Genomic DNA, 22,887 nt, shown 5'->3' with positions numbered 1-22,887 from the left:
AGAGGAGAGAGTAATGTTAAAAAAAGTATCTTTATATTTTACGGCATTAGTTTTGGTTTTATCAACTGTTGGTTCTGCTTATGCGGTAACGTTAAAAGCAAGTCATCAATGGCCTGGTACACCTAGAGCTGATGGATCTTTTGACCCACGTCATGAGATGGTTCAAATTATTGCTGATGAGGTTAAAAAAGCTAATGTTGATATTGATATTAGAATTTATCCAGCAAAATCTTTATATAAACCTAAAGAGCAATGGAAACCTATGACTACAGGTCAACTAGATATTTCAGCTTTTCCATTAGGATATGCTTCGAAATTTCATCCTGAATTCAGTGCAACATTAATGCCTGGAACAGTTAAAAATCATGATCACGCATTGAGATTTAATAAATCTCCAATGATGAAAGAGATAAAAAAGATCATTAACGATGCAGGTGTAGTTGTTTTATCTGATGCTTGGTTAGGTGGTGGTTTTGCCTCAAAAACTAAATGTATTAGAAACCCATCTGATGTTAAGGGACAAGTAATGAGAGCAGCTGGAAAAGCATTTAACCAAATGTTAGAAGGTGCAGGAGCAGGTATACAAAGTATGCCATCTTCAGAAATCTATACTGGTCTACAAACAGGTGTATTAACAGGTGCAAATACTAGTTCTGGAAGTTTTGTTAGTTACAAAATTTATGAACAAGTTAAATGTGCAACACCTCCAGGAAAATTTGGTTTATGGTTTATGTATGAACCAATCCTTATGTCTAAGAAATCTTTTGATGCTTTAAGTAAAAAGCAACAAAAAGCTCTTATGAAAGCTGGAAAAAAAGCTGAGAAATACATGACAGCACAAGTAGCAAATTTAGATAAAAAATTTGAGGATGCTTACAAAGCTGCTGGCGTTGAATTAGTATATATGTCTGAGGCAGATCATGCTGCGTGGATAGAAATAGCTAAGAAAACTTCTCATAAAGCATTTGCTGAGCAAGTACCAGGTGGTGCTAAGCTTATGGAAATGGCTTTAGCAGTTAAATAAAATAATATATAAAGAACCCCTATTTATGAAAATAACTAGGGGTTCTTTTTTTATGAAAAAAAAATATCTTAATTTTTGTCATTATGCTTCTCAAGCCTGTGGTGCTTTCGCAGTAGGAGCTTTAATTTTATCTATTTTAGTCATTGTTGAACTTGTTTTTGAAAGATATTTTTTTCAACGTGCTATTACTTGGCAAACTGAATTAGTTACAATGTTACTTGTTGCATCTACTTTTATTGGTAGTGCTTATGTTTTAAGCGAAAAAGCGCACGTAAGCATGGAATGGATTTACGATTTTTTATCAAACAGAAATATTATTAAATTGAAGATTTTTACTTCATTTATAAGTTTGGGTTTTTTTTTAATACTGTTCTACTTTGGTTTTTTGATGGTTGAGGAAGCTTTTGTTAAAAATTATACTACAGGAACAGTTTGGGATCCTCCTTTGTGGATACCTTATTCTTCAATGTTAATAGGCTCAATATTAATGATACTTCAATATATTGCTGAGATAATTAAACTGTTTGATGAAGGAGATTTAAGATAATGGATCCTTTAATGATTGCACTAATAGTTGCTATCTTTACTTTAATAGTTTTGTTCTCAGGAATTCCAATTGCTTTTGGTTTAAGTTTTGTCTCAATTGCTTTATTAATCGCTTTTGAAGGATTTCAAATGCTAGATGTTTTTGCAGAAACATTTTATGCAGGCTTAAATTCATTTGTTTTACTATCAATCCCAATGTTTATTCTTATGGGAATGGCTGTAGCCAACTCTCCCGCAGGAAAAGATCTTTATACTGGTCTTGATAGATGGTTATGGAGAGTTCCTGGTGGCTTAGTAATCTCTAATATTGGAGCGTGTTCAATTTTTGCAGCATTAAGTGGGTCAAGTCCTGCAACGTGTGCTGCTATTGGAACTATGGGAATTCCTGAAATGAGAAAAAGAGGATATTCAGACCAAATAGCTACCGGTACAATTGCAGCTGGAGGAACGCTTGGGGTTTTAATTCCACCAAGTATAGTTTTAATTGTTTATGGAATGGCAACAGGTACTTCTATTGGAAGATTATTTTTAGCAGGTATTGTTCCTGGTTTTATGTTGGCCAGTCTTTTTGCTGTTTGGGCACTAATACACAGTTACTTTATTGATAAAAATGCAGCTAAATTATTAAGAAACAGAAAACCACCAACGTTGAGAGAAAAATTTGAAGTTCTTCCTAAAATTTTTCCGTTCTTAGCTATTATTGTTGGAGTTTTATACGTTCTCTATGGAGGTGTAGCCACACCATCTGAAGCATCTGGTGTTGGAGCATTCTTAGTTTTTGTAATGATTGCGGTTGTTTACAAAATTTATCAGCCTAAAAAAATATGGAATATTGTTAAAGTTTCAATGAAAGAGAGTGTTATGATAATGTTTATTATTGCAGCCTCTTATCTTTTTGCATTCACATTATCTCAACTTTACGTAACCCAATCGCTTGCTCAAAGTATGATTGAGTTAAGTAGTAATAAATGGATGATCTTTTTAATTGTTAATGTGTTTTTACTTGTTGCTGGATTCTTTTTACCACCAGTTGCAGTCATTGTAATGACTTCAGCTATATTGTTACCAGTGATAACTACATTGGGTTTTGATCCGTATTGGTTTGCAATAGTATTTACAATAAATATGGAAATAGGCTTAATAACACCACCTGTTGGATTAAATCTTTATATAATTAAAGGAATAACGCCTGATGTAAGTCTATCTACAATCTTAAGGGGATCATTTCCATTTATGATGATGATGGTTTTATCTATAGTAATATTATGCATCTTCCCTGAGATAGTAACATGGTTGCCTGATAAACTAATGGGTAAACCTCTTGGATATTAAAAAAAAAATTAATAGAAAAATTTCAGTAGCACCCATGATGGATTGTACAGATCGTCATGATCGTTACTTTCTAAGATTGATGAGCAAAAATGTTATGCTGTATTCAGAAATGGTTGCAACAAAATCTGCAATTCATGGAGATCGAAAAAAAATTCTATCTTATAGTTCAGAAGAAAAACCTTTAGCATTACAAGTGGGTGGATCTGATAAAGTAGAATTAGCTGAAGTTGCCAAAATTGCAGAAGACATGGGTTATGATGAAATTAATATTAATTTAGGTTGTCCTAGCAAAAAGGTTCAAAAAAATATGTTTGGCGCTTGTTTGATGAGAGAGCCAGATCTTGTTGCTGAATGCATCGACTCAATGGTTAATGCTTGCAATATTCCAGTTACTGCAAAAACTAGAATAGGATTTGATGACACTGAAGAATTTAATTATTTAAATAATTTTATACTAAAGATGAAAAGTGCTGGATGTAGAACTTTTATATTACATGCTCGAAAGGCTATTTTAACTGGAATGTCACCAAAGCAAAATTTAAATATTCCAAAACTGAACTATGAAATGGTTTATAGAGTTAAAGAAGAAAATCCAGATTTAGAAATTATTATTAATGGAGGGATTTCAAAGATTGATGAAATTAAAAACCATTTAACTTTATGTGATGGAGTGATGATTGGTAGGTCTATCTATCAAAACCCTTATTCTTTAGTTGAGATTGAAAACGAAATTTTTGGAACAAAGGAACAGCCAACAAGAGAGGAAATAGCTGCAAAACTACTAGAATACCTTGAGAAAGAAGTTAAGCTTGGCACAAAAGTAAATCATATTATGAGACACACAGTTGGATTATATCACGGTCAAATAGGTTCAAAAGAATGGAAGAGATATTTAAGTGATAATATGATGGCAAGAGACTCTGATTTTCAAAAATCAAAACATATAATGACCATTGTGCAAAATAACGAAAAAGCCAACCAAGCTAACTCATAATGGAAAACTTAAACTATGGTGAGATAATTAACCTACTATCAGTCCTTGCAATATCTGCAGCTGTTGCAGGATTTATGGCTGGATTACTTGGTGTTGGTGGTGGAATTATAATGGTTCCAGCTTTGTATTATGCTTTTACAGTTTTAGATTTTGATTTAGCAACTAGAATGCATTTAGCTGTTGGAACTTCTTTAGCGATTATTATTCCAACTTCAATAATTTCAACCAAAACACATATGGAATATGATGCAGTAGATTTCAAGATGGTAAAATCTTTTGGTATATTTATTTTAATAGGTGTTATTGCTGGAACTTTTTTAGCAGTTAATTTAAAGACACCAACTTTAGTATTATTCTTTTCAATATTTGCTTTTATGGTGGGTTTATTTTTTATTTTTCTTAGAGAAAAACTTGTTGAAAATCCTAAAACAATTTCAGACATTGTCAAAAATATCTCAGGGATTGTGATTGGTTTTATTTCAGTTCCTCTAGGCATTGGTGGAGGATCTTTAATGGTACCATTTATGAGAACTTTTGGTTATGACATAAGAAAATCCATTGGTACAGCTGCAGCAGTTGGCTTTTTGATTTCACTTAGTGGAACGATCACAATGATTATGGGTGGAAAGATAATTGATAATATCAACACACCTTTTAGTGTAGGTTATATAAATTTATTAGGGTTTGCAGTATTTGTTCCAGTTACAATGATTATGGCTAGGTTGGGAGCAAAAGCTGTTTATAAAATAGATAAAAAATTATTAAGTAAAATTTTTGGTACTTTTTTACTTATAGTATCCATAAGATCTTTCGTTGAATATCTAAATATTATATAATTAATTATGTTTAATTTTAAAGAGATAATTTCATCCATTGCTGATGCAGGTCAAAAACTTTTTAGTATAAAAAAGATTAAAAAAAATGACTTAGAATCTATTTTTTCTTTATGTGATGATTTGATTTCACACAAAGGTGCAGCATTTGGAATAACTGTAGCTAGAGATATTACTGAACTATATCAATCACTATCTCCAGAAAATAAATTATTATTTTTTAAAAAAATTAATGAGAAATATAAGCCTAGCTTTACAAAAGTTAACGAAGCAATTGAAAAATATACCAAATCTCAAAACGAAAATACTTTGTCAAATTTATTTAAAGTTTCTGAAGGTAAGAGAAGAGAACTTTTTAGAAGAATGAATATGGCGCCAAATGGAACAGCGATTATAGTTGCATTAAGAGAAGATTTAATAAGAATATTAAAAGACAACAAAGAACTTTCAGAATTAGATAATGATCTTAGACATTTATTTAGAGCTTGGTTTAATCCAGGATTTCTTAAACTTTCTAAAATCACATGGGATACAAAGGCTGCAGTTTTAGAAAAAATAATTAAATATGAAAGAGTTCATCATATAAAAGATATGAATGAACTTAAAAGAAGATTAGGAGAAGATAGAAGGTTTTTTTCTTACTTTCATCCAGCTCTTGAAGATGAACCTATTATTTTTGTTCAAGTAGCCCTTACAAAAGGTCTTGGTAGATCTATTCAAGAATTAATGAAGCCGACTGATAATGAAGGAAAATCTTATGATACTGCTACTTTCTATTCAATTAGTAACTGTCAAGAAGGCCTATCTAGAGTCACTTTGGGTAATTTTTTAATAAAGAGAGTGGTTTATGAAATACAAGAAGAGCTTCCTCATATTAAAAACTTTGGCACCTTATCACCTATACCAGGGTTTGCTGATTGGTTTAGTTATTTAGAAGAAACTAAGATTAAAAATATTTTAGGCGATCTAAAAGATCAAGATGTTATCTTTTTAAAATCTCAAGACTTAAAACTAGGTGATGGTAGAATTGTAAAAAATAAAGAAGCAATAACGAAATTAGTTGCACATTATATTGTTAATGAAAAAAACCAAAAAGGGTTACCTGTTAATGATGTGAGTAGATTTCATTTAGGTAATGGAGCTATTGTAGAAGATATTGTAATTAATGCTAATATTTCAGAAACTGGCTTTAAAAGATCTTATGGTGTGATGGTCAATTATCTTTATGAATTAAAAAATATTGAAAAAAATCATGAAGATTACATGAATAGCAATAAAGTAATTGTCTCTGATAAAATAAAGAAATATTTATAAATATAATCTTTGAATTTTAATTAAGACCCCATTTAACTTTATTCCAAATTCTTTCATGAAAATAATAAAAAAAAAGAGGAATTATAGAGCCCAGTCCCAATATTCCAGCTCCTTTAAAACTACCAGTAAAAATATATCCAAATATTACCCAGTAGATAAAAATAAAAAGTCTCCATGAAAATGTTTTAGCAACGGATCGTATTTTTTTGTCAGCCATAATTAATTTAGCCTATAATAATTTTTGCTTATAGAACACATTTATATTAATGTTTAACAATGGCAAATAAAGTAAGTAAAAGTTTTCTAAAAGATTCTCATTTAATAACTGAATTAAAACTGTGTAGTATTCGTTTAATTGATAACGCTAAATTTCCTTGGATCATTTTAATTCCTAAGCGAAAAAATATTACTGATATTTCTGAACTTAACTCAAAAGACCAAATGCTATTAATGAAGGAAATTGTTCATTGCAGCAAGTTAATGAAAAAAATATTTAAAACAAAAAAACTTAATGTTGAAAAAATTGGTAATATTGTTCCCCAATTACATATTCATATCATTGCAAGATCTACTAAAGACAGTACGTGGCCACTTTCTGTTTGGGTGGTAAAGGGAAAACCTTATTCAAAAGTTCTATTAACGAAAACTATTTCAAAAATTAAAAAGTATTTTTAAAAGGGTAAGGACAGAGGTAGTTTTAGTCTCCCGCCACTACCTCTTAATCATTATGTATATGATTCGTCTCAAATTTGTTAACACGTATTAATTGAAACTAGACTTTATCAACTGCTTGCTTTACTAAATAGATAACACACCTACTTATAAATAATTAAAATTTAAACACATTGATTAAAACCACACTCTCATCATTTGCTAAGTCTATTGGCTTTAACTCACAAAATTATATTCCAAAGGAAGGGGCATCCTTTTCTTTATTTAGAATTGAAGTTTTATCTGGTTTAACAGTTGCTTTAGCGTTAGTTCCAGAAGCTATTGCCTTTGCTTTTGTTGCAGGAGTTGCACCTTTATCAGGGCTTTATGCAGCTTTTATTGTTGGTTTAATTACCGCTGTGTTTGGTGGAAGACCTGGAATGATTTCAGGAGCAACCGGTGCTTTAGCTGTAGTTATGGTGTCCCTTGTTATGGATCACGGTGCACAATATTTGTTTGCAACGGTAGTGTTAATGGGAATTTTACAATTACTAGCGGGTATCTTTAAACTTGGAAAGTTTATTAGAATGGTACCCCAACCGGTAATGTTAGGTTTTGTTAATGGCCTTGCAATTGTTATTGGTATTTCACAACTTAGTCAGTTTAAAACTCTTAATGCAATGGGGCAATTAGAATGGATTTCAGGAAACACTTTATATTATTCAATAGGGTTCGTTGTTTTAACCATGTTAATTATTTGGTTATTACCAAAGATTACTAAAGCAGTGCCAGCAACTCTTGCTGCAATTTTAGTTACATCTTTATTAGTTTTAGCATTAAAGATTGATATTCCAAGTGTTGGAGATCTTGCAAGTGTTAAAGGGGGATTACCAATGTTTTCGATACCAAGTGTTCCTTTAAACTTTGAAACTCTAAAGATTATTTTCCCTTATGCATTTATATTGTCTGCAATTGGCTTAATTGAAAGCTTGTTAACCCTTAACTTAGTTGGTGAAATTACTAATAAAAGAGGTGGGGCTAGTCAGGAATGTCTAGCACAAGGGTTTGCAAACACAGTTACTGGTTTTTTTGGGGGTATGGGTGGATGTGCGATGATTGGTCAATCTATGATTAATGTAAAATCAGGTGGTAGAACAAGGATTGCAGGAATAGCTGCTGCATTATTCTTATTAATTTTTATTTTATATACATCAAACTATATAGAGATGATCCCAATTGCAGCATTAGTTGGAGTAATGTTTATGGTCGTGATTGGAACCTTTGCATGGAACTCTTTAAAGATATTATTTTTTGTACCAAAGAGTGATGCGTTAGTAATTGTCCTTGTAACTATTGTAACTGTTTTAGAAGATTTAGCTGTCGCTGTAATTGTCGGAGTAATTGTATCTGCATTAGTTTTTGCCTGGAAATCTGCATCAAGAATTAGAGCCGTAGAGAGACCTTCTGTTAGAGAAAAAGGTGCTAAGGTTTATGAAATAGAAGGACCATTATTTTTTAGTTCAACGGATAGCTTTTTAGAATTATTTAAACCAGAAGAAGATCCTGAAGTAATTATTATAGATTTTGCAGGATCAAAAGTAATTGATCAATCTGCATTAAAAGCCATTGAAGACATTGCTGACAAATATAATAGTTTTGGAAAAAAAGTTAAATTAAGACATTTAACTAAAGATTGTCATAGATTATTAAGTAGAGCAGGCCAATTAGTAGTTGATAGTGATGATGATCCTGATTATGGAATTGCAGTTGATTATGATGTTAAATTAGGTATTTTTGGCAGATAAGATGAGCAAAGAGATAAAAGCAGATGATGTTATTTTCAATTTCTTCAAGCAAATTTGTGATGAGAAAGATGATGTTAAATGTGTAGAGCTTGGCAATAGTTGGATTAATGCAATGAAGACCAATCTTACTAACATGGAAAAAAATCTGGATGAAGTGGATAAAGCTAAACATCAAGAAAATATAGATAGCAACATGAGCCACCTTAATAACCTTAAGGATAAATCTGCTGTGGAATGGCGTGAATACGCAACTCAGTGTATGATTGAGATCTTAGATCATAAAACTAAATCGTGAATTTCTTTAAGAAACTATTCTCAAGTAGCAATCTAGAATTACAAATCAATGATGGAGGCAGAGCGGCTGCCGGATATAAAGGAAAAGCAGGAGACTGTGTAGTTAGATCTATTGCAATTGTAACAGGTCTTCCTTATCAAAAAATTTATGATGATCTTTATAAGGCAAATGAAGAATTTAGAACTACATCAAGAACAAGACTTGCAAGAAGTTTAAAACAAAAAAATGACAGCCCAAGATCAGGTACTCATAGGGTAGTTGTTAAGAAATACCTTGAAAAACTAGGTTGGCAGTGGACGCCGACTATGTTTATTGGTCAAGGCTGCAAAGTTCATTTGAAAAAAGATGAACTTCCAAGTGGGACGTTAATTGTATCATGTTCAAAACACATAACGGTTGTTAAAGATGGTGTCTTGCATGATACATATGATTGTTCAAGACGGGGCACACGTTGTGTTTATGGTTATTGGAAAAAAATAAATTAAAGATATAATAATTATTAATGAGCTTTAAAGATAACGTTAATTTACATGTAGATAAATCAGCTAAATTACTAAATTTTAGTGATGACTTACTTGAACATTTAAAATCTATTCATTCATTAATTAAAGTAAATGTAGGTGTTGTTCTAGACGGTAAAATTAATAATTTTACTGGATGGAGAGCTGTTCACTCAGAGCACATTCTTCCAACTAAAGGTGGACTAAGATATTCAGAAACGGTTGATCAAGATGATACAGAAGCTCTAGCATCTTTGATGACTTACAAATGTGCGATAGTTAATATCCCTTTTGGAGGTGCTAAAGGGGGGTTAAAAATTAACCCTAAGAATTACACCATGCCCCAACTTAGAGAAATTACTAAAGCGTTTGCTAGTAAACTAATTAATAAAGGTTTTATTTCTCCAGCATTAAATGTACCGGCTCCAGATGTTGGAACGTCTGAAAGAGAAATGGAATGGATTTTAGAGACTTATAAAACACTTAAACCAGATGATATAAATTATAGAGGTTGCGTAACAGGTAAACCCTTACACAGAGGAGGTATTGCTGGCAGAACTGAGGCTACCGGTAGAGGTATTGAAGAAGTAGTTAGAGAAATATTTAGGCATGAAGATGTTGTTAAAGAAGCAAGATTGAAAAATGAATTAAAGGATAATGAAATTATAGTTCAAGGTTTTGGTAATGTTGGAAGTAATTTAGCCAAACATTTATATAATAGAGATAATGCAAAGATTATAGCCATAGGAGAGTTTGATGGTTATTTATATAATAAAAAAGGCATTGATATAAATGCACTAATTGAATTTTATAAGACAAATAAAACTATCAATAATCCTAAACTTGGAGAATTTAAAAATAATCCAAGTGAACTTTTAGAATTAGATTGTGATATTTTAATTCCAGCTGCATTAGAAAATGCAATCACTGTTGATAATGTAGATAAAATTAAAACGAAATTAATAATTGAGGCTGCAAATGGACCCATTTCATTTGAGGCGGATCAAAAATTATTTGAAAAAGGCGTTATGATTATTCCTGATATCTATGTCAATGCGGGTGGTGTTGTGGTTTCTTATTTTGAGTGGGTAAAAGATATTTCTCATATACGTTTTGGTAGAGTTGAAAAAAGATTTCAAGAACAAAAAATATTAGACATTATTGATTTGATAGATAAAAAAACTAATACTAAAACTGACTTTGATACCATTAAAAGAATTGTTCATGGTGCTGATGAAGAGGACTTAGCTTTTTCAGGACTAGAAGACAGTATGAGAAATGCATTTATTGAAATTTATAATGCTAAAAAACAAATAAAAAAATCCTTTAGAGAAAGCGCTTATTACGTATCTCTAAAAAAGATAAGAAACTTCTATACCGTAGAAGGCTTCCCAAAACGATAATAGCAGCTTAATTTTATCTATAATTAAATTAATAGAAGACTCTCAATCTATGATTTGTTAGCATTTAATATGAGAAAGATATTGCGGACTAGCTTTATTAAGCTTTTGACCATTTTAGTTTTAAGTTTATTATTAACTAGTGGTGCTAAAGCTGGTTGTGATGATGCTCCAACTGATGGAGTGGATTATTCTAATTGCCAATTTTCAGAAGGCCAAGATCTAAGTAGAGCTTATATACCAAACTCTAATCTTTCCTTTATCAGCTTTATTAAAGTTACCTTTGATAAAGGGGTAATGATGAATGCAACATTAGCTAACGGTAATTTTGTAGAATCTTCTTTTATTAGAACTAATTTATATGAAGCAAATCTTGAAGGGGGTATCTTTGAAAAAGCTAACTTTTCAAGTGCTAATTTAACAAGAGTAAACTTTAAAGGAGCTTCATTAATTGAGACTAACTTTACTAACAGTAATCTTTTTGAAGCAGATTTAACGGGTGCTAATATTTTAAATGCTAACTTTGAAGGCGCTAATCTTAATAACGCAGTTTGGATTGATGGAACTAAATGTTTACCAGGTTCTATTGGTAAATGTAATAAATAAAAAATTCTTAAGAATTATTTTATTGGTTTAATTTTTTGATTAATAACGAGCACTGCTCCAATTATTAAAATAGGTAAACCTATTATTAAATCTTGTTGCCATTCTAAGTTTTCAAATATTGTTGAGATTAATAAAGCAAGTACAGGCATTACAACTCCTACATAACCCGCTCGACCAGCTCCAACTTTTTCTAATAATCTTAAGTAAAAGATAAAAGCAAATATCGAGCCAATAATAGATAGATAAGCAAGGGATGCGATGTAACTGAAGGTATATTCAAATAATAATTCAGTACCTTTTATCTGGGTGATTAATAGTGTGACCAGTGATCCATAAAGCATTGAATACGCAAGTGTTGGTATTAATTGAAAGTTATTATTTAAGTTTCTTTGATGAACCATGTTACCTGTTGATGCACATAGTGTACCAAGTAAGGCTAAAAATAATCCAACATGGGTTCCATTAGCAAAGCTGAAATTGAAAATCTCATCATTGAAAATAATTATAATTCCAATCATTCCAATAGTTGCACCAAGTAAAGTTTTTAAAGAAGGTTTCTTTTTAAAGTAAAAGCCTTCTCCTAAAATATTCATAATGACGACCGTTGAAAAGACAACTGCTGGAAATGCGCTTATTAAATAAGTGTTTGATAGATAAAAGAAAACGTAATTTAAAGAGTAAAGACAAACACCAAAGAGTAAAAACCAAAGATGTTGATTTAAAGAAAACTTAAGATTTTTCTTCTTATAAATTAAATAAACAAAAATAACTATTGCAGCTATCAAAAACCTATAGAACACGGACACTAAAGGATCAACGTAGCCTAATTGAAACTTGATGACATACCAAGTCGGAGACCAGCAAAAAAGTGTGACAATAAATAATAAAAAATTGTTCATTAATAAACACTTATAATCAATCAATCTTAAAAAAATATAAGATTAATCTAACAATTTTAATATATAAGTTTAGTTGTTATGAAAAAGATACTTTTAATTTTAACTCTGTTTATATCATTAAGTAGTATTTCTTATTCAGATAATCATTTTCCAATTACCAGAGATTCTGAGTTAATGATTGCTAGAGGTAAAATTGTATACCAAAATAATTGTGCTAGTTGTCACCAAGTTAATTTATCAGGAGCTGAAAATTGGAAGGGTTTAGATGAAGATGGTCATCGTAAAGCTCCCCCTTTAAATGGAACGGGTCATACTTGGCACCATGATGATGAGACATTACATAAAATTATTAAATATGGCTTAGTTGGAATAATTAGTGACTATGAAGGTAAAATGGGTGCTTTTGGAGACAAATTAAATGACAAAGATATAGATTCAGTTTTAGCCTACATTAAAAGTTTTTGGCCAGATGATTATTACAAACATCAAATAAATTTAAGTAAATAAATTAAATGGCAACAGACACATTTCATTGGTCGTGTAAACACACGTGGCGAAAAAGTGCTAAGAATACGATGTGGTGTGTTATCGGTTGTGCAATTGGTGACTTTGGAACCATACTATTTTTTCAATTAAGTAAAATTCCTTTTCCAGTATTGGGCATTATGACTTTAGCAATCATAAATGGTTTATTAACTAGCATTATGCTTGAAACTTTTATTTTAATGAGACAAAATTTTAAATTAATTAATGCTTTAAAGACCGCCTGTGGAATGAGTTTCATCTCAATGGTTAGTATGGAAATTTCTATGAACGCTACAGATTATTTTTTAACTGGTGGAGCGATGCTAACTTGGTGGGTGGTACCTATTATGTTAACTGCGGGATTTTTAACACCATGGCCTTATAATTATTGGAGACTTAAAAAATTCAATCAAGCCTGTCATTAAATATTAAATGGTTACAACTTCTGAAATTATATTAGCAATTATTATTGTTGCCTTATCTGTTGTTATGCCTATCTATTATTATTACCAAAGGAAGAAAAACCCTAAGCAAGATAATAAAGCTCAAGATAACCCTGAGATTAAAAATTATATTGATAGAATTAATGAAATTACCCGCAAAAAACATAAATGAAAAAACGTTTATCAGGGTGCAGTGAGTGTGGAGATGATACAGCCATCTTAACACAAGTAAGCTCAGGACCAGAGGTGATCTTACTTTGCACAGATTGTTATAACCTGAAACATTCAAACGAAACACAAAACCATATTGGCTATGAAGAAGAAAAAAGCTAAAAAATTAAAGACTAAAAAATCTGCACCTAATTTCTACGGTCTTGGTAAATTTAATTACCTTATCTTTAAATTTCTCTGTTCACGGTTTAAGCTTAAATAAATAATTTTTTAACTCTCGGTTTATTAGTCAAAACAGAATTACATAAATACCAAAGGTTATAGATACCCTTGGTATTTGAATGTTTTAATTTTAATTTACAGGAATAACAAAGCTTGGAGGATAAATTCTAGATTTATCTGTAATTGCATCTGTAATACCTAAATCAAAAAAGAAAACGCTAGCAGCAACTTTACCACCTTCCATTCCACTTGGAATACTGCCATATCCTTTTTTTCCATTTTCAGATTCACAATCAAATCTCAACGCATCATCAGATCTTCTGACCATGGTTGTAGAAGGGATGTTTACACTGTACGAAGCTCTTTTGTTGTTCAATTTACATTTACCATCAGATCCATCACTAAATGATAATGACACCGGAACATTTGGATCGTTAACAATAGTTCCACAAGATGCTAATGCAAAAATTGAAAATAAAATAATAATTATGTTTTTCATATTTCTCCTCTTTTTTTTAGTTATATTATGATTTTATATATATAATTTAAAGCAAAATCATTCAGCCCTAAGCAATAAATTAAATGCTTAGAGCTAATAATTAAATGTTAATTGTCTTAAAACTTAAAACCAATTATTTGGAATTATGATGTAGTGAATTGCAAGCACAATTGCAACTGACACCGTCAATCCTATAGTCATTTTAAGAAAGTCTTTACCAATTAGTGGAAACACATATTTGAATTTATAATCACTATTCATTGATGCGATTGCTAATTCTCTTCCACACAATAGTCCAACAAACACCCAAGTTGTTGACATTGGTAAGTCATTAAGTTCTTTAAAATAATAAAGAACCGCAGCATAAATAATATTGATTATGGTTGCTGATCTTGCGTACCTTGTGCCAGTTTTCTCTAAGACAACCTTTTGAATAGTTCCACCATGAATGTAGAAGATATAAAAAAGTAGTGCTGTAAAGTAAGCTAGTACAATTAATAATAAGTTAACATCAATTTGTCTTGGAAGATAAACTGCAATGTTAGCTACATCATGAGATAACCAAACCCACCATAACCAAGCAGAAGTTACCCAAACAGAGTTACGCCAAAAGCCAATCCATTTGTCTTCAACTTCATCTAGTTTTTCATTAATAAATTTTGAAATAACGACCCAGCAAATATAAGCAGCCGTTGCAGCTAAACCATAGCCGACAACACTTTTCATAAGCATCTTCTCAAGCACCACCGTTGATGCAAAAGCTGATAAAACTAAGAAGGTTGTTGAAACCGGTATTCCTATTCTTGTTAATATTAGAAGTATTCCTGGTGCCACTGCGTGATACCATTGTATTTCTTGGAAAGGTATTCTTGTTAGTCTGCCGTAAGAGATATCTCCATCATTACTGTACCAGCCCCAAGTAATAGCAAGTATCATTACAAATGATGCTGCACTAGCAAGAGTGTACCATTTAAACCATTTTTGTTTTGACGCGATAAAAGTTCCCAATGTTTGAATTGAGTCATTTGCAATAACACTGTACCCCGCTAAAGCAAAGCCGACGATTGTATAAAACAGTGTAAGAGTCATTAAAACTTTCTATATAATTAATTATTAATTACAAATTTATTTTTAGAGTTATAATACTACCTCTGGTTTTAAAATTATGAGCTCTGATATTAAAATAAAAGATCAAAAAATGATATTTCTTGATGAGATGATGGATCAAGTAATTATCCTTGATAAATTTAAAAATGTTTTTTTTGCAAATAAAAGCGCTGTTGCTAGATTTGGTAATGATATTATTGGTAAAAATATTTCATTAATTTTAAGAGATGCTAATTTATTAGAAAGTATTGATCTTGCAATTCAGGATAAAAGTTCACAAGTTTTAGATGTGGAAATTAAACTTCCTATTTTTCAATTCTATAATGTAAATATTATCCCAGAGTCTTTAAATGAATCTGAAGATGAACATTCTGTAATAATATTTTTAAAAGATTTAACTGAAATATATAAGACACAACAATTTAAATCAGATTTTGTTGCTAATGTTTCTCATGAGTTAAGAACACCCTTACAGTCAATTAAGTTAGGATTAGAGACAATAAATGATGGTCATGCTTCAAATGATTTTGAAATGCAAAAGAAATTTTTACCCATTATGATGCAACAAACGGAGCGTATGGAAAATTTGATTAATGATTTACTTTCATTGTCAAAAATCGAATTACAAGAACATATTAGACCCACCACTGAGTTAGATTTAAAAGAAATAATAACTCACGTGATTAAATTGAATTCAGAGCTTGTTAAGAAAAAAAAGATAAAAATAGAAAACAATATTACAGATGATACTTATAAAATTTCTGGAGATAGAAATAGATTAATAGAAATTTTTACTAATTTAATTGATAATGCTTGCAAGTATAGCGATAGTGATACTGTCATTAAAATTTCCTTGGTTAAGAAAATGGACACTATTTTGTTTTCTATTAAAGACCAAGGGGTTGGAATTCCTAAAAAATATTTATCCCGAATCACTGAGCGTTTTTTCAGAGTAGATCCTGCAAGAAGCAAAGATGCAGGGGGTACTGGTTTAGGTTTGGCTATTGTTAAACATATAGTAAATCAACACCGTGCAACTATGGATATTATCAGTACTGAAGGAAAAGGTACTGAATTTACCATTGAATTTCCAAAAGTATAAAATTTTAGAAGATAATAAAATATTCTTTGTCATAAAAGTTTCATAAACTTGTAATAAAATTGAAACAAAGAAATTTTATAAGAATTAAATATAAATAAACAAAGGAAAAATAAAAATGAAAAATGTTAAAATTATTTTATCAATCTTGACGGTGATGCTATTTGCGTCAAATGTTCAAGCAAGAGATCAAATCCGGATAGTGGGGTCATCAACTGTTTACCCATATGCAACTGTTGTTGCTGAAAATTTTGGTAAAACAGGAAAATTTAAAACGCCCGTAATTGAAAGCACTGGAACGGGTGGGGGTATGAAATTATTTTGTGCTGGTGTTGGCACTGATCACCCAGATATTACTAATGCATCAAGAGCTATAAAATCTAAAGAAAAAGCATTATGTGAAAAAAATGGTGTAACTGAAATTATAGAAATTATTGTAGGAAATGACGGTATTTCTTTAGCTCACGCAGTAGATTCTCCAGATTCAAATTTTACTAAAGAACAACTTTGGAGAGCACTAGCAAATGAAGTAGATGTAGATGGTAAATTGGTTGCTAATCCATATAAACAATGGAGCGACATTGATCCATCACTTCCTTCTAAAAAGATTGAAATTCTTATTGCCCCACCAACATCAGGTACAAGAGATGCATGGAATTCTTTAGTAATGAGCAAAGGTTGTTCTAAAGAGGCAAAAGCACTTTTTGGTGACAAAGCTAGTAGCGAATGTACTAAAATCCGTGAAGACGGTTATGCAGTAGAAGCAGGTGAAAACGATACTCTAATTGTTCAAAAACTAGCATCAAATCCTGACGCATACGGCTTTTTTGGTTATAGCTATTTAGTTGGCAATAAAGACAAGGTAAAAGCTGCAGCTATAGAAGGAGTTAAACCTAGTCTTGAAGGTATTCAAGATTACTCATATCCAATAGCTAGACCTTTATTCTTTTATGTAAAAAAAGCACATATTGGAGTAGTTCCTGGAATTGACGCATTTATTAAAGATTTTACGTCAAAAAAAGCAATGGGACCAAGAGGTTACTTAGCTGAGATCGGTTTAGTACCTTTAGCTAAAGCAAAATATGATGTTGTAAGAACTGCAGCAGTCGAATTAAACACTATTAGCATCAAGTAATTTAAATTCCTCAAACATAATCAAGGCCAGAATAAACTTCTGGCCTTTTTTATTAGTACAATTTGAAGTTTAAAATTGTAACAAATCTGTAACATTAAAACTGTAATACATAAGCTCATGAATATTATAATTTTATTATTAGTTACAATATTTAGCTATCTATCATTTTTATATGGTCGCTCTAGAATAAGAAAAATTACATCAACACAATCTATAAAGATTAACGCTCTACCAAATTATTATGGTTATTATCTAGCTTTATGGTGTGCGTTACCAGCATTAATTATATTATTATTTTGGTCTATATTTGAACCAGCGATTATTAAATATTTGATCTCACAAACTTTAATTCAAAACGATTTAAATTATTCGGGTGACCAACTTAATTTACTTTATCAAAAAATTAGATCACTTTATGAGGGTAATTTTTCAGGAACCTTAACTGAAGAAATTAAAATAGGTGTTAAGAATTATGAAAATTTACAAACAATTGCTCAAAATTCTAAAATTGTTTTATTATTATCAACTTTTATTGCTGCTATCTCATATGGGATTTTTAGAATTTCAAAAAATAATAAAGCAAGACATGATGTTGAAAAAATTTTAACAGGATTACTTTTTGTATGTTCTCTAGTTGCTATATTAACAACAATGGGAATTATTTTCTCTCTTTTATTTGAAAGTTTAAAATTTTTTTCAGCAATTAATATTTTTGATTTTTTGTTTGGAATGAATTGGAGTCCTCAAAGAGCTTTCGTTAGTGATGCCTCAGCAATTACAGCTTTAGAATATGAAAATTTAAAAGGTGCTTTTGGTTCTGTTCCTTTATTTGCTGGTACAGCATTTATAGCTCTCATTGCAATGCTTGTAGCTGTTCCTATTGGATTATTTTCTGGAATTTATATGGCAGAGTACGCAAGTTCTAAAGTTAGAAAATATTCTAAACCAATTATTGAAATCCTGGCTGGAATTCCAACAGTTGTATATGGTTTTTTTGCAGCGCTTACTATCGGCCCCTTTTTTAGAGAATTAGGTGAAAAGTTAAATTTAGAGGTATCTTCTGAAAGTGCTCTTGCTGCAGGATTGGTAATGGGGGTTATGATTATTCCTTATGTGTCTTCATTATCTGATGACGTGATTAATGCAGTCCCTCAATCTTTAAGAGATGGATCTTATGCAATTGGAGCAACTAAATCAGAAACTATTAAAAATGTTGTAATTCCTGCTGCATTACCAGGGATTGTGGGTTCTGTCTTATTAGCTGTATCAAGAGCCATTGGTGAAACAATGATTGTGGTAATGGCTGCTGGTTTAGCCGCAAATCTAACCATTAATCCACTTGAGTCTACCACTACCATCACCACTCAAATTGTAATGTTATTAATTGGCGATCAGGAGTTCGATAGTCCAAAAACACAATCTGCTTTTGCATTGGGCTTAACACTTTTCTTTGCAACATTAATTTTAAACTACATAGCCTTAAGATTTGTTAAAAAATATAGAGAAAAATATGAATAAAGAGCAACGATTAAAAAAACGACATAATGCTGAAAAAAGATTTAAGCTCTATGGATTAACTTCTATTTTACTAGCAATTTTTTTTGTAATCTTTTTATTAAATGCTATCTTTTCAAAAGGCAGTGGCGCATTTTTAAAAACAACTATCGATGTTGAGGTAAATTTTGATGCTGACACTTTAGAATTAAGTGAATCGCCTCCACTAGAAGATTTAGAAAATACAGATTACTATGAACTAGCAATTGATAGTATTCTTAGAGTAAAAAAAGTTAATGGTTTAACTGAAGAAAAGTTATTAATTAATTTATTTAGTCCTGATTATGAATATGAAATAAGAAACTTTTTACTTGATAATCCAAAAGCTTTAAATCAAACCACTGTATTAAAACTAACTGCATCAGATGATTTTGATCAATTGCATAAAGGTAATTACCCTAGAGAACTTCCAGAAGAGCAAAGACGGATTAATAATTTTCAATTAAATCTTTATGACGAATTAGTTAATGAAGGAAAAGTTAATAAAATATTTAACTCATATTTGTTTACTAAAGGAGATTCAAGAAACCCTGAACTTGCAGGAATTGGTGGAGCCTTAGTAGGTTCATTTTTTACCATTGTAATTACTTTATTATTATCTTTTCCAATCGCTATTGCAGCTTCAGTTTATTTAGAGGAATTTGCTCCTAAAAATAAAATTACTGATTTTATAGAAATTAATATAAATAATTTAGCAGCAGTACCTTCCATTGTATTTGGATTATTAGGTTTGGGTATTTTGCTTGGGACCTTTCATCTACCAAGATCAACTCCATTAGTTGCAGGAATTACTTTAGCCTTAATGACTTTACCAAGAATTATTATTCCATGTAGAGCTTCCTTAAAAGCAGTACCTCCTTCAATTAGAGAAGGAGCGCTTGCAATTGGCGCATCTAAAGTTCAATCAGTTACGCATCATGTTCTGCCTTTAGCAATTCCAGGCACTTTGTCAGGAACTATTATTGGTTTGGCCCAAGCGCTTGGGGAAACAGCGCCCTTAATATTGATTGGTATGGTTGCTTTTGTGGTCGATATTCCATCTATTCCAACGGATCCATCAGCTTCGTTGCCAGTACAGGTTTATTTATGGTCTGAACAAGCAGAAAGAGGGTTTGTAGAAAAAACATCAGCAACTATTATGGTTCTTTTAAGTTTTTTAATTACATTAAATTTTATAGCAGTTTACTTACGACAAAAATTTGAAAGGAAGTGGTAATGAAAAATAATAAAATAAAAATTAAAAGCAGTAATTTAAATGTGCATTATGGAGAAAAACAAGCACTCTTTGATGTAGATTTGGATATCTATGACAAAGAAGTTACAGCTTTAATCGGTCCTTCTGGATGTGGAAAATCAACCTTCATAAGATGCATAAACAGAATGAATGATGTTATTGATATTTGTAAAGTTGAAGGATCAATTACAATAGATGATGAAGAGATCATTGACAAAAATCTGGATGTTGTAGGACTTCGAGAGAAAATTGGTATGGTTTTTCAAAAACCCAATCCTTTTCCAAAAAGTATTTATGATAATATTTCTTATGGACCAACCATTCATGGTTTAGCAGAAAATAAAACAGATATGGATGAAATTGTTGAGAATAGTTTAAAAAAAGCAGCTTTATGGAACGAAGTTAAAGACAGGTTAAATGAAGCAGGCACAGGTTTATCTGGAGGTCAGCAGCAAAGATTATGTATTGCAAGAGCCATATCAGTAAATCCTCAAGTTATTTTAATGGATGAACCGTGTTCGGCACTAGACCCTATTGCCACTGCTAAAATTGAAGAATTAATTGATGAACTTAAAAAAAGTTATACAATAGTCATTGTTACTCATTCAATGTCCCAAGCTGTAAGAGTTTCTCAAAGAACTGGCTTTTTCCATTTAGGAAAAATAATTGAAGTGGATACAACAGAGAAAATATTTAAAAACCCTGGAAATAAAATGACCCAGGATTATATTACAGGGAGGTTTGGTTAATCATGTCAGATATTACACATATTGTTAAATCCTACGAGGATGAATTACAAAGTTTAAATGATAACTTAATTAAAATGGGTAGCTTAGTTGAAGCTCAGTTGACAGACTCAATGGAGGCCATCATCAAAGTTGATAAAGAAGCTGCTGAAAACATTATTAAAAATGATGAAAAAATTAATGAGTTAAGAGCAACTATTGAAGAGCAGATTGTAACAGTACTTGTTAAAAGAGCCCCGATGGCAATTGATTTAAGATTAACTATTTCAACTTTAAAAATTTCAAGTGATCTTGAACGTATTGGTGATTTAGCAAAAAGTGTTGCTAAAAAGATCAAACCTTTACCACGCGATCTTCCAGAAGAGTTAATTGCCAGTTTAAAAAGATTAGGGGAGTTAGTTCAAAGACAATTGAAAGATGTTTTGGATGCTTATCTTAACCAGTCAAAAGAAGCTGCTGTTAAAATTTGGAAATCAGATGAGAGAGTAGATGATTTAACACATATCGCAATGAACGAAGTTGCAAATTTCTTAAGCAAAGATAAAAAAAATTTAGATCTAGCAACACACTTATTGTTTGTGACTAAAAATATTGAAAGAGCAGGAGATCATATTACTAATATCGCTGAAGCTTTATTTTATCTAATCGAGGGAGAGCATATTGAAGGAGCAAGACCTAAAGGTAAAGATTTTGATCCAAACTAATGACCGTTAGCATTCATATTGTAGAAGACGAACAACCCATTATCACTTTAGTTAAATATAACCTTGAAAAAGAAGGTTATAAAGTTTCATCATCAGACAATGGCAATGAGGGTATTGAAGATATTAAAAAATTATTTCCTGATCTTGTTTTATTAGACTGGATGTTACCTGATTTTTCTGGCGTAGAAATTTGTAAAATTTTAAAAAAAGAAAAAAAATTTAAAGAAATTCCAATCATAATGCTTACTGCTAAGGGTGAGGATGAAGATAAGATTAAAGGGTTAAACTCTGGTGCAGATGATTACATCACCAAACCCTTTAGTTTCCCAGAATTACTTGCAAGAATAAAAGCGCTACTTCGAAGATCTAAGCCCTCATTAGTTTCTGATATTATTGAATTCGAAGACCTTAAGGTGGATAGATTAACACGACGTGTTTTTAGAAAAAACAAAGAAATTCATTTGGGACCTAAGGAATATGATTTAATCAATTTTTTTATTAAAAACCCTAAACGTGTTTACTCAAGAGATCAAATTCTAGAGAATGTTTGGTCTGATAATATCAATGTTGAAACAAGAACAGTTGATGTTCATATAAGAAGACTTAGACAAAGTATTAATATTGATGGATTTAAAGAATTAATTAGAACCGTAAGATCAGCTGGCTATTCATTAAATTAGTAATGACTGTAGAAGCATAAAGACTTAAAATAATAATAATAAACTGAACATAGACACCCGATTTAGGACTTGTTAAGGTCTGATTATGAAAGGTTATAGATTTATTACAAGTGACGACACTTCAGAATTTTGCCATCGTGTAACGGAGGCCATATCCAATGGATGGAAATTGTATGGTGAACCCAAAATGACTTTTGATAAAAAAAGAGGGGTCATGCGTTGTGCTCAAGCAGTTATAAAAAATTCACCTCAGAAAAAGTATTCCAAAAAGATGAAGCTATCATCGATATAAATGGCAGATCAGATAATACCCTTTGTTTATATGCTAGGGATACTCTTATTAGTACTCCCAGCTTTTCTACAATCTAATTCTAAATTAAAGCAGTTTTTAACTAATCTTAGTATTTGGATTGTCATTATTCTCATAATTTTAACTATTATTTATTTTTTCAATTGACAGTTTGAGAGAAAGTTGATTATATTTAGTTGCGCTGAGTTAAGTTAAATTGCAGAGCGCGTTATAAATCCTGCTAAAGCGACGCTTCAACCACCGCTTTAGACAGGTGGTT

28 protein-coding genes are annotated in these 22,887 nt (G+C 31.0%); 24 read left to right on the top strand and 4 right to left on the bottom strand.

The genetic code is table 11. From position 1 onward, the window contains the following. Nucleotides 1–13 precede the first annotated feature (13 nt). Genes dctP through AC5SL1_RS03955 form a run of 6 tightly spaced genes read left to right on the top strand, consistent with a single transcriptional unit; the run spans nt 14 to nt 6,043 of the window. Nucleotides 14–1,024: a TRAP transporter substrate-binding protein DctP gene (gene dctP, locus AC5SL1_RS03980; protein WP_494599207.1), complete on the top strand. Its 1,011-nt coding sequence runs from the start codon at nt 14–16 to the stop codon at nt 1,022–1,024. A 52-nt stretch (nt 1,025–1,076) separates the two neighbouring features. After that, nucleotides 1,077–1,571 (top strand): TRAP transporter small permease subunit, encoded by a 495-nt coding sequence (locus AC5SL1_RS03975; protein WP_271766511.1) that lies wholly within the window; start codon nt 1,077–1,079, stop codon nt 1,569–1,571. Continuing rightward, the gene (locus AC5SL1_RS03970) at nt 1,571–2,902 is read left to right on the top strand and encodes a TRAP transporter large permease (protein ID WP_494599206.1); all 1,332 of its coding nucleotides are present in this window, start codon (nt 1,571–1,573) and stop codon (nt 2,900–2,902) included. The genes AC5SL1_RS03975 and AC5SL1_RS03970 overlap by 1 nt, the downstream gene beginning before the upstream one ends. Further along, the gene (dusA, locus tag AC5SL1_RS03965) at nt 2,892–3,896 is read left to right on the top strand and encodes a tRNA dihydrouridine(20/20a) synthase DusA (RefSeq protein WP_494599205.1); all 1,005 of its coding nucleotides are present in this window, start codon (nt 2,892–2,894) and stop codon (nt 3,894–3,896) included. Before AC5SL1_RS03970 ends, dusA begins: the two co-directional genes overlap by 11 nt. Continuing rightward, nucleotides 3,896–4,732, top strand: a complete 837-nt coding sequence (locus tag AC5SL1_RS03960; RefSeq protein WP_494599204.1) for a sulfite exporter TauE/SafE family protein — start codon at nt 3,896–3,898, stop codon at nt 4,730–4,732. The genes dusA and AC5SL1_RS03960 overlap by 1 nt, the downstream gene beginning before the upstream one ends. A 6-nt stretch (nt 4,733–4,738) precedes the next feature. Continuing rightward, nucleotides 4,739–6,043, top strand: a complete 1,305-nt coding sequence (locus AC5SL1_RS03955) for a malonyl-CoA decarboxylase domain-containing protein (protein ID WP_494586890.1) — start codon at nt 4,739–4,741, stop codon at nt 6,041–6,043. A 16-nt stretch (nt 6,044–6,059) separates the two neighbouring features. Here the strand turns inward: AC5SL1_RS03955 and AC5SL1_RS03950 are convergent, their stop codons facing one another. Then, the gene (locus tag AC5SL1_RS03950) at nt 6,060–6,260 is read right to left on the bottom strand and encodes a DUF2061 domain-containing protein (RefSeq protein WP_168606116.1); all 201 of its coding nucleotides are present in this window, start codon (nt 6,258–6,260) and stop codon (nt 6,060–6,062) included. Nucleotides 6,261–6,319: 59 nt separating this feature from the next. On the opposite strand from AC5SL1_RS03950, the gene AC5SL1_RS03945 reads away from it, so the two are divergent. From AC5SL1_RS03945 to AC5SL1_RS03920, 6 genes are all read left to right on the top strand, one after another. Continuing rightward, the gene (locus AC5SL1_RS03945; RefSeq protein WP_494579095.1) at nt 6,320–6,718 is read left to right on the top strand and encodes an HIT domain-containing protein; all 399 of its coding nucleotides are present in this window, start codon (nt 6,320–6,322) and stop codon (nt 6,716–6,718) included. A gap of 170 nt (nt 6,719–6,888) precedes the next feature. Beyond that, on the top strand, nt 6,889–8,499 hold the full coding sequence (locus tag AC5SL1_RS03940; RefSeq protein WP_494599203.1) for a SulP family inorganic anion transporter: 1,611 nt from the start codon (nt 6,889–6,891) through the stop codon (nt 8,497–8,499). A 1-nt stretch (nt 8,500) separates the two neighbouring features. Further along, nucleotides 8,501–8,794, top strand: a complete 294-nt coding sequence (locus AC5SL1_RS03935; RefSeq protein ID WP_494573543.1) for a hypothetical protein — start codon at nt 8,501–8,503, stop codon at nt 8,792–8,794. Next, entirely contained in the window at nt 8,791–9,279 is a 489-nt protein-coding gene (locus tag AC5SL1_RS03930) for a hypothetical protein (protein WP_494599202.1), read from the top strand. The genes AC5SL1_RS03935 and AC5SL1_RS03930 overlap by 4 nt, the downstream gene beginning before the upstream one ends. A 17-nt stretch (nt 9,280–9,296) precedes the next feature. Continuing rightward, nucleotides 9,297–10,697, top strand: a complete 1,401-nt coding sequence (locus tag AC5SL1_RS03925) for a Glu/Leu/Phe/Val family dehydrogenase (RefSeq protein WP_494599201.1) — start codon at nt 9,297–9,299, stop codon at nt 10,695–10,697. 69 nt (nt 10,698–10,766) lie between these two features. Continuing rightward, the gene (locus AC5SL1_RS03920; RefSeq protein ID WP_494599200.1) at nt 10,767–11,300 is read left to right on the top strand and encodes a pentapeptide repeat-containing protein; all 534 of its coding nucleotides are present in this window, start codon (nt 10,767–10,769) and stop codon (nt 11,298–11,300) included. Nucleotides 11,301–11,314: 14 nt separating this feature from the next. Here the strand turns inward: AC5SL1_RS03920 and AC5SL1_RS03915 are convergent, their stop codons facing one another. Then, the gene (locus tag AC5SL1_RS03915; RefSeq protein ID WP_494599199.1) at nt 11,315–12,199 is read right to left on the bottom strand and encodes a DMT family transporter; all 885 of its coding nucleotides are present in this window, start codon (nt 12,197–12,199) and stop codon (nt 11,315–11,317) included. A 78-nt stretch (nt 12,200–12,277) separates the two neighbouring features. Between AC5SL1_RS03915 and AC5SL1_RS03910 the strand changes: the two genes are divergently transcribed. The 4 genes from AC5SL1_RS03910 to AC5SL1_RS03895 are packed head-to-tail and all read left to right on the top strand — an operon-like array spanning nt 12,278 to nt 13,500. Further along, complete coding sequence (locus AC5SL1_RS03910; protein ID WP_494599198.1) at nt 12,278–12,706, top strand: c-type cytochrome; 429 nt, start codon at nt 12,278–12,280, stop codon at nt 12,704–12,706. Nucleotides 12,707–12,711: 5 nt separating this feature from the next. Next, nucleotides 12,712–13,149, top strand: a complete 438-nt coding sequence (locus AC5SL1_RS03905) for a DUF4396 domain-containing protein (protein WP_018414244.1) — start codon at nt 12,712–12,714, stop codon at nt 13,147–13,149. 7 nt (nt 13,150–13,156) lie between these two features. Beyond that, the gene (locus AC5SL1_RS03900) at nt 13,157–13,339 is read left to right on the top strand and encodes a hypothetical protein (RefSeq protein WP_494578570.1); all 183 of its coding nucleotides are present in this window, start codon (nt 13,157–13,159) and stop codon (nt 13,337–13,339) included. Continuing rightward, entirely contained in the window at nt 13,336–13,500 is a 165-nt protein-coding gene (locus AC5SL1_RS03895) for a hypothetical protein (protein ID WP_006996709.1), read from the top strand. The genes AC5SL1_RS03900 and AC5SL1_RS03895 overlap by 4 nt, the downstream gene beginning before the upstream one ends. 190 nt (nt 13,501–13,690) lie before the next feature. On the opposite strand, the gene AC5SL1_RS03890 is transcribed toward AC5SL1_RS03895, so the two are convergent. Together AC5SL1_RS03890 and AC5SL1_RS03885 are read right to left on the bottom strand one after the other, a co-directional pair. Beyond that, nucleotides 13,691–14,059: a hypothetical protein gene (locus AC5SL1_RS03890; RefSeq protein WP_494599197.1), complete on the bottom strand. Its 369-nt coding sequence runs from the start codon at nt 14,057–14,059 to the stop codon at nt 13,691–13,693. 123 nt (nt 14,060–14,182) lie between these two features. After that, the gene (locus AC5SL1_RS03885; RefSeq protein WP_494599196.1) at nt 14,183–15,148 is read right to left on the bottom strand and encodes a hypothetical protein; all 966 of its coding nucleotides are present in this window, start codon (nt 15,146–15,148) and stop codon (nt 14,183–14,185) included. Between the two features lie 76 nt (nt 15,149–15,224). Here AC5SL1_RS03885 and AC5SL1_RS03880 point away from each other — a divergent pair, with 76 nt between their 5' ends. From AC5SL1_RS03880 to AC5SL1_RS03845, 8 genes are all read left to right on the top strand, one after another. Then, nucleotides 15,225–16,268 (top strand): ATP-binding protein, encoded by a 1,044-nt coding sequence (locus tag AC5SL1_RS03880; RefSeq protein ID WP_020169521.1) that lies wholly within the window; start codon nt 15,225–15,227, stop codon nt 16,266–16,268. A gap of 115 nt (nt 16,269–16,383) precedes the next feature. Continuing rightward, on the top strand, nt 16,384–17,400 hold the full coding sequence (locus AC5SL1_RS03875) for a substrate-binding domain-containing protein (RefSeq protein WP_011282196.1): 1,017 nt from the start codon (nt 16,384–16,386) through the stop codon (nt 17,398–17,400). A 117-nt stretch (nt 17,401–17,517) separates the two neighbouring features. Further along, nucleotides 17,518–18,918, top strand: coding sequence for a phosphate ABC transporter permease subunit PstC (gene pstC / locus AC5SL1_RS03870; protein ID WP_494599195.1), 1,401 nt, complete (start codon nt 17,518–17,520; stop codon nt 18,916–18,918). Beyond that, nucleotides 18,911–20,170 carry a phosphate ABC transporter permease PstA gene (gene pstA / locus AC5SL1_RS03865; protein ID WP_494599194.1) on the top strand — a complete coding sequence of 420 codons (1,260 nt, stop codon included), beginning with the start codon at nt 18,911–18,913 and terminating at the stop codon, nt 20,168–20,170. The genes pstC and pstA overlap by 8 nt, the downstream gene beginning before the upstream one ends. Continuing rightward, entirely contained in the window at nt 20,170–20,937 is a 768-nt protein-coding gene (pstB, locus tag AC5SL1_RS03860) for a phosphate ABC transporter ATP-binding protein PstB (RefSeq protein WP_020169518.1), read from the top strand. The genes pstA and pstB overlap by 1 nt, the downstream gene beginning before the upstream one ends. Before the next feature lie 2 nt (nt 20,938–20,939). Beyond that, nucleotides 20,940–21,638 (top strand): phosphate signaling complex protein PhoU, encoded by a 699-nt coding sequence (gene phoU / locus AC5SL1_RS03855; protein WP_011282192.1) that lies wholly within the window; start codon nt 20,940–20,942, stop codon nt 21,636–21,638. Continuing rightward, complete coding sequence (gene phoB / locus AC5SL1_RS03850) at nt 21,638–22,318, top strand: phosphate regulon transcriptional regulator PhoB (RefSeq protein WP_494599193.1); 681 nt, start codon at nt 21,638–21,640, stop codon at nt 22,316–22,318. The genes phoU and phoB overlap by 1 nt, the downstream gene beginning before the upstream one ends. Before the next feature lie 85 nt (nt 22,319–22,403). Beyond that, nucleotides 22,404–22,610, top strand: a complete 207-nt coding sequence (locus tag AC5SL1_RS03845; protein WP_006996714.1) for a DUF1737 domain-containing protein — start codon at nt 22,404–22,406, stop codon at nt 22,608–22,610. The last annotated feature ends 277 nt before the right edge of the window (nt 22,611–22,887 follow it).

The organism is Candidatus Pelagibacter sp. PS_10_02, from assembly GCF_059418005.1.
This window is presented reverse-complemented; position numbering and strand designations above follow the sequence as displayed.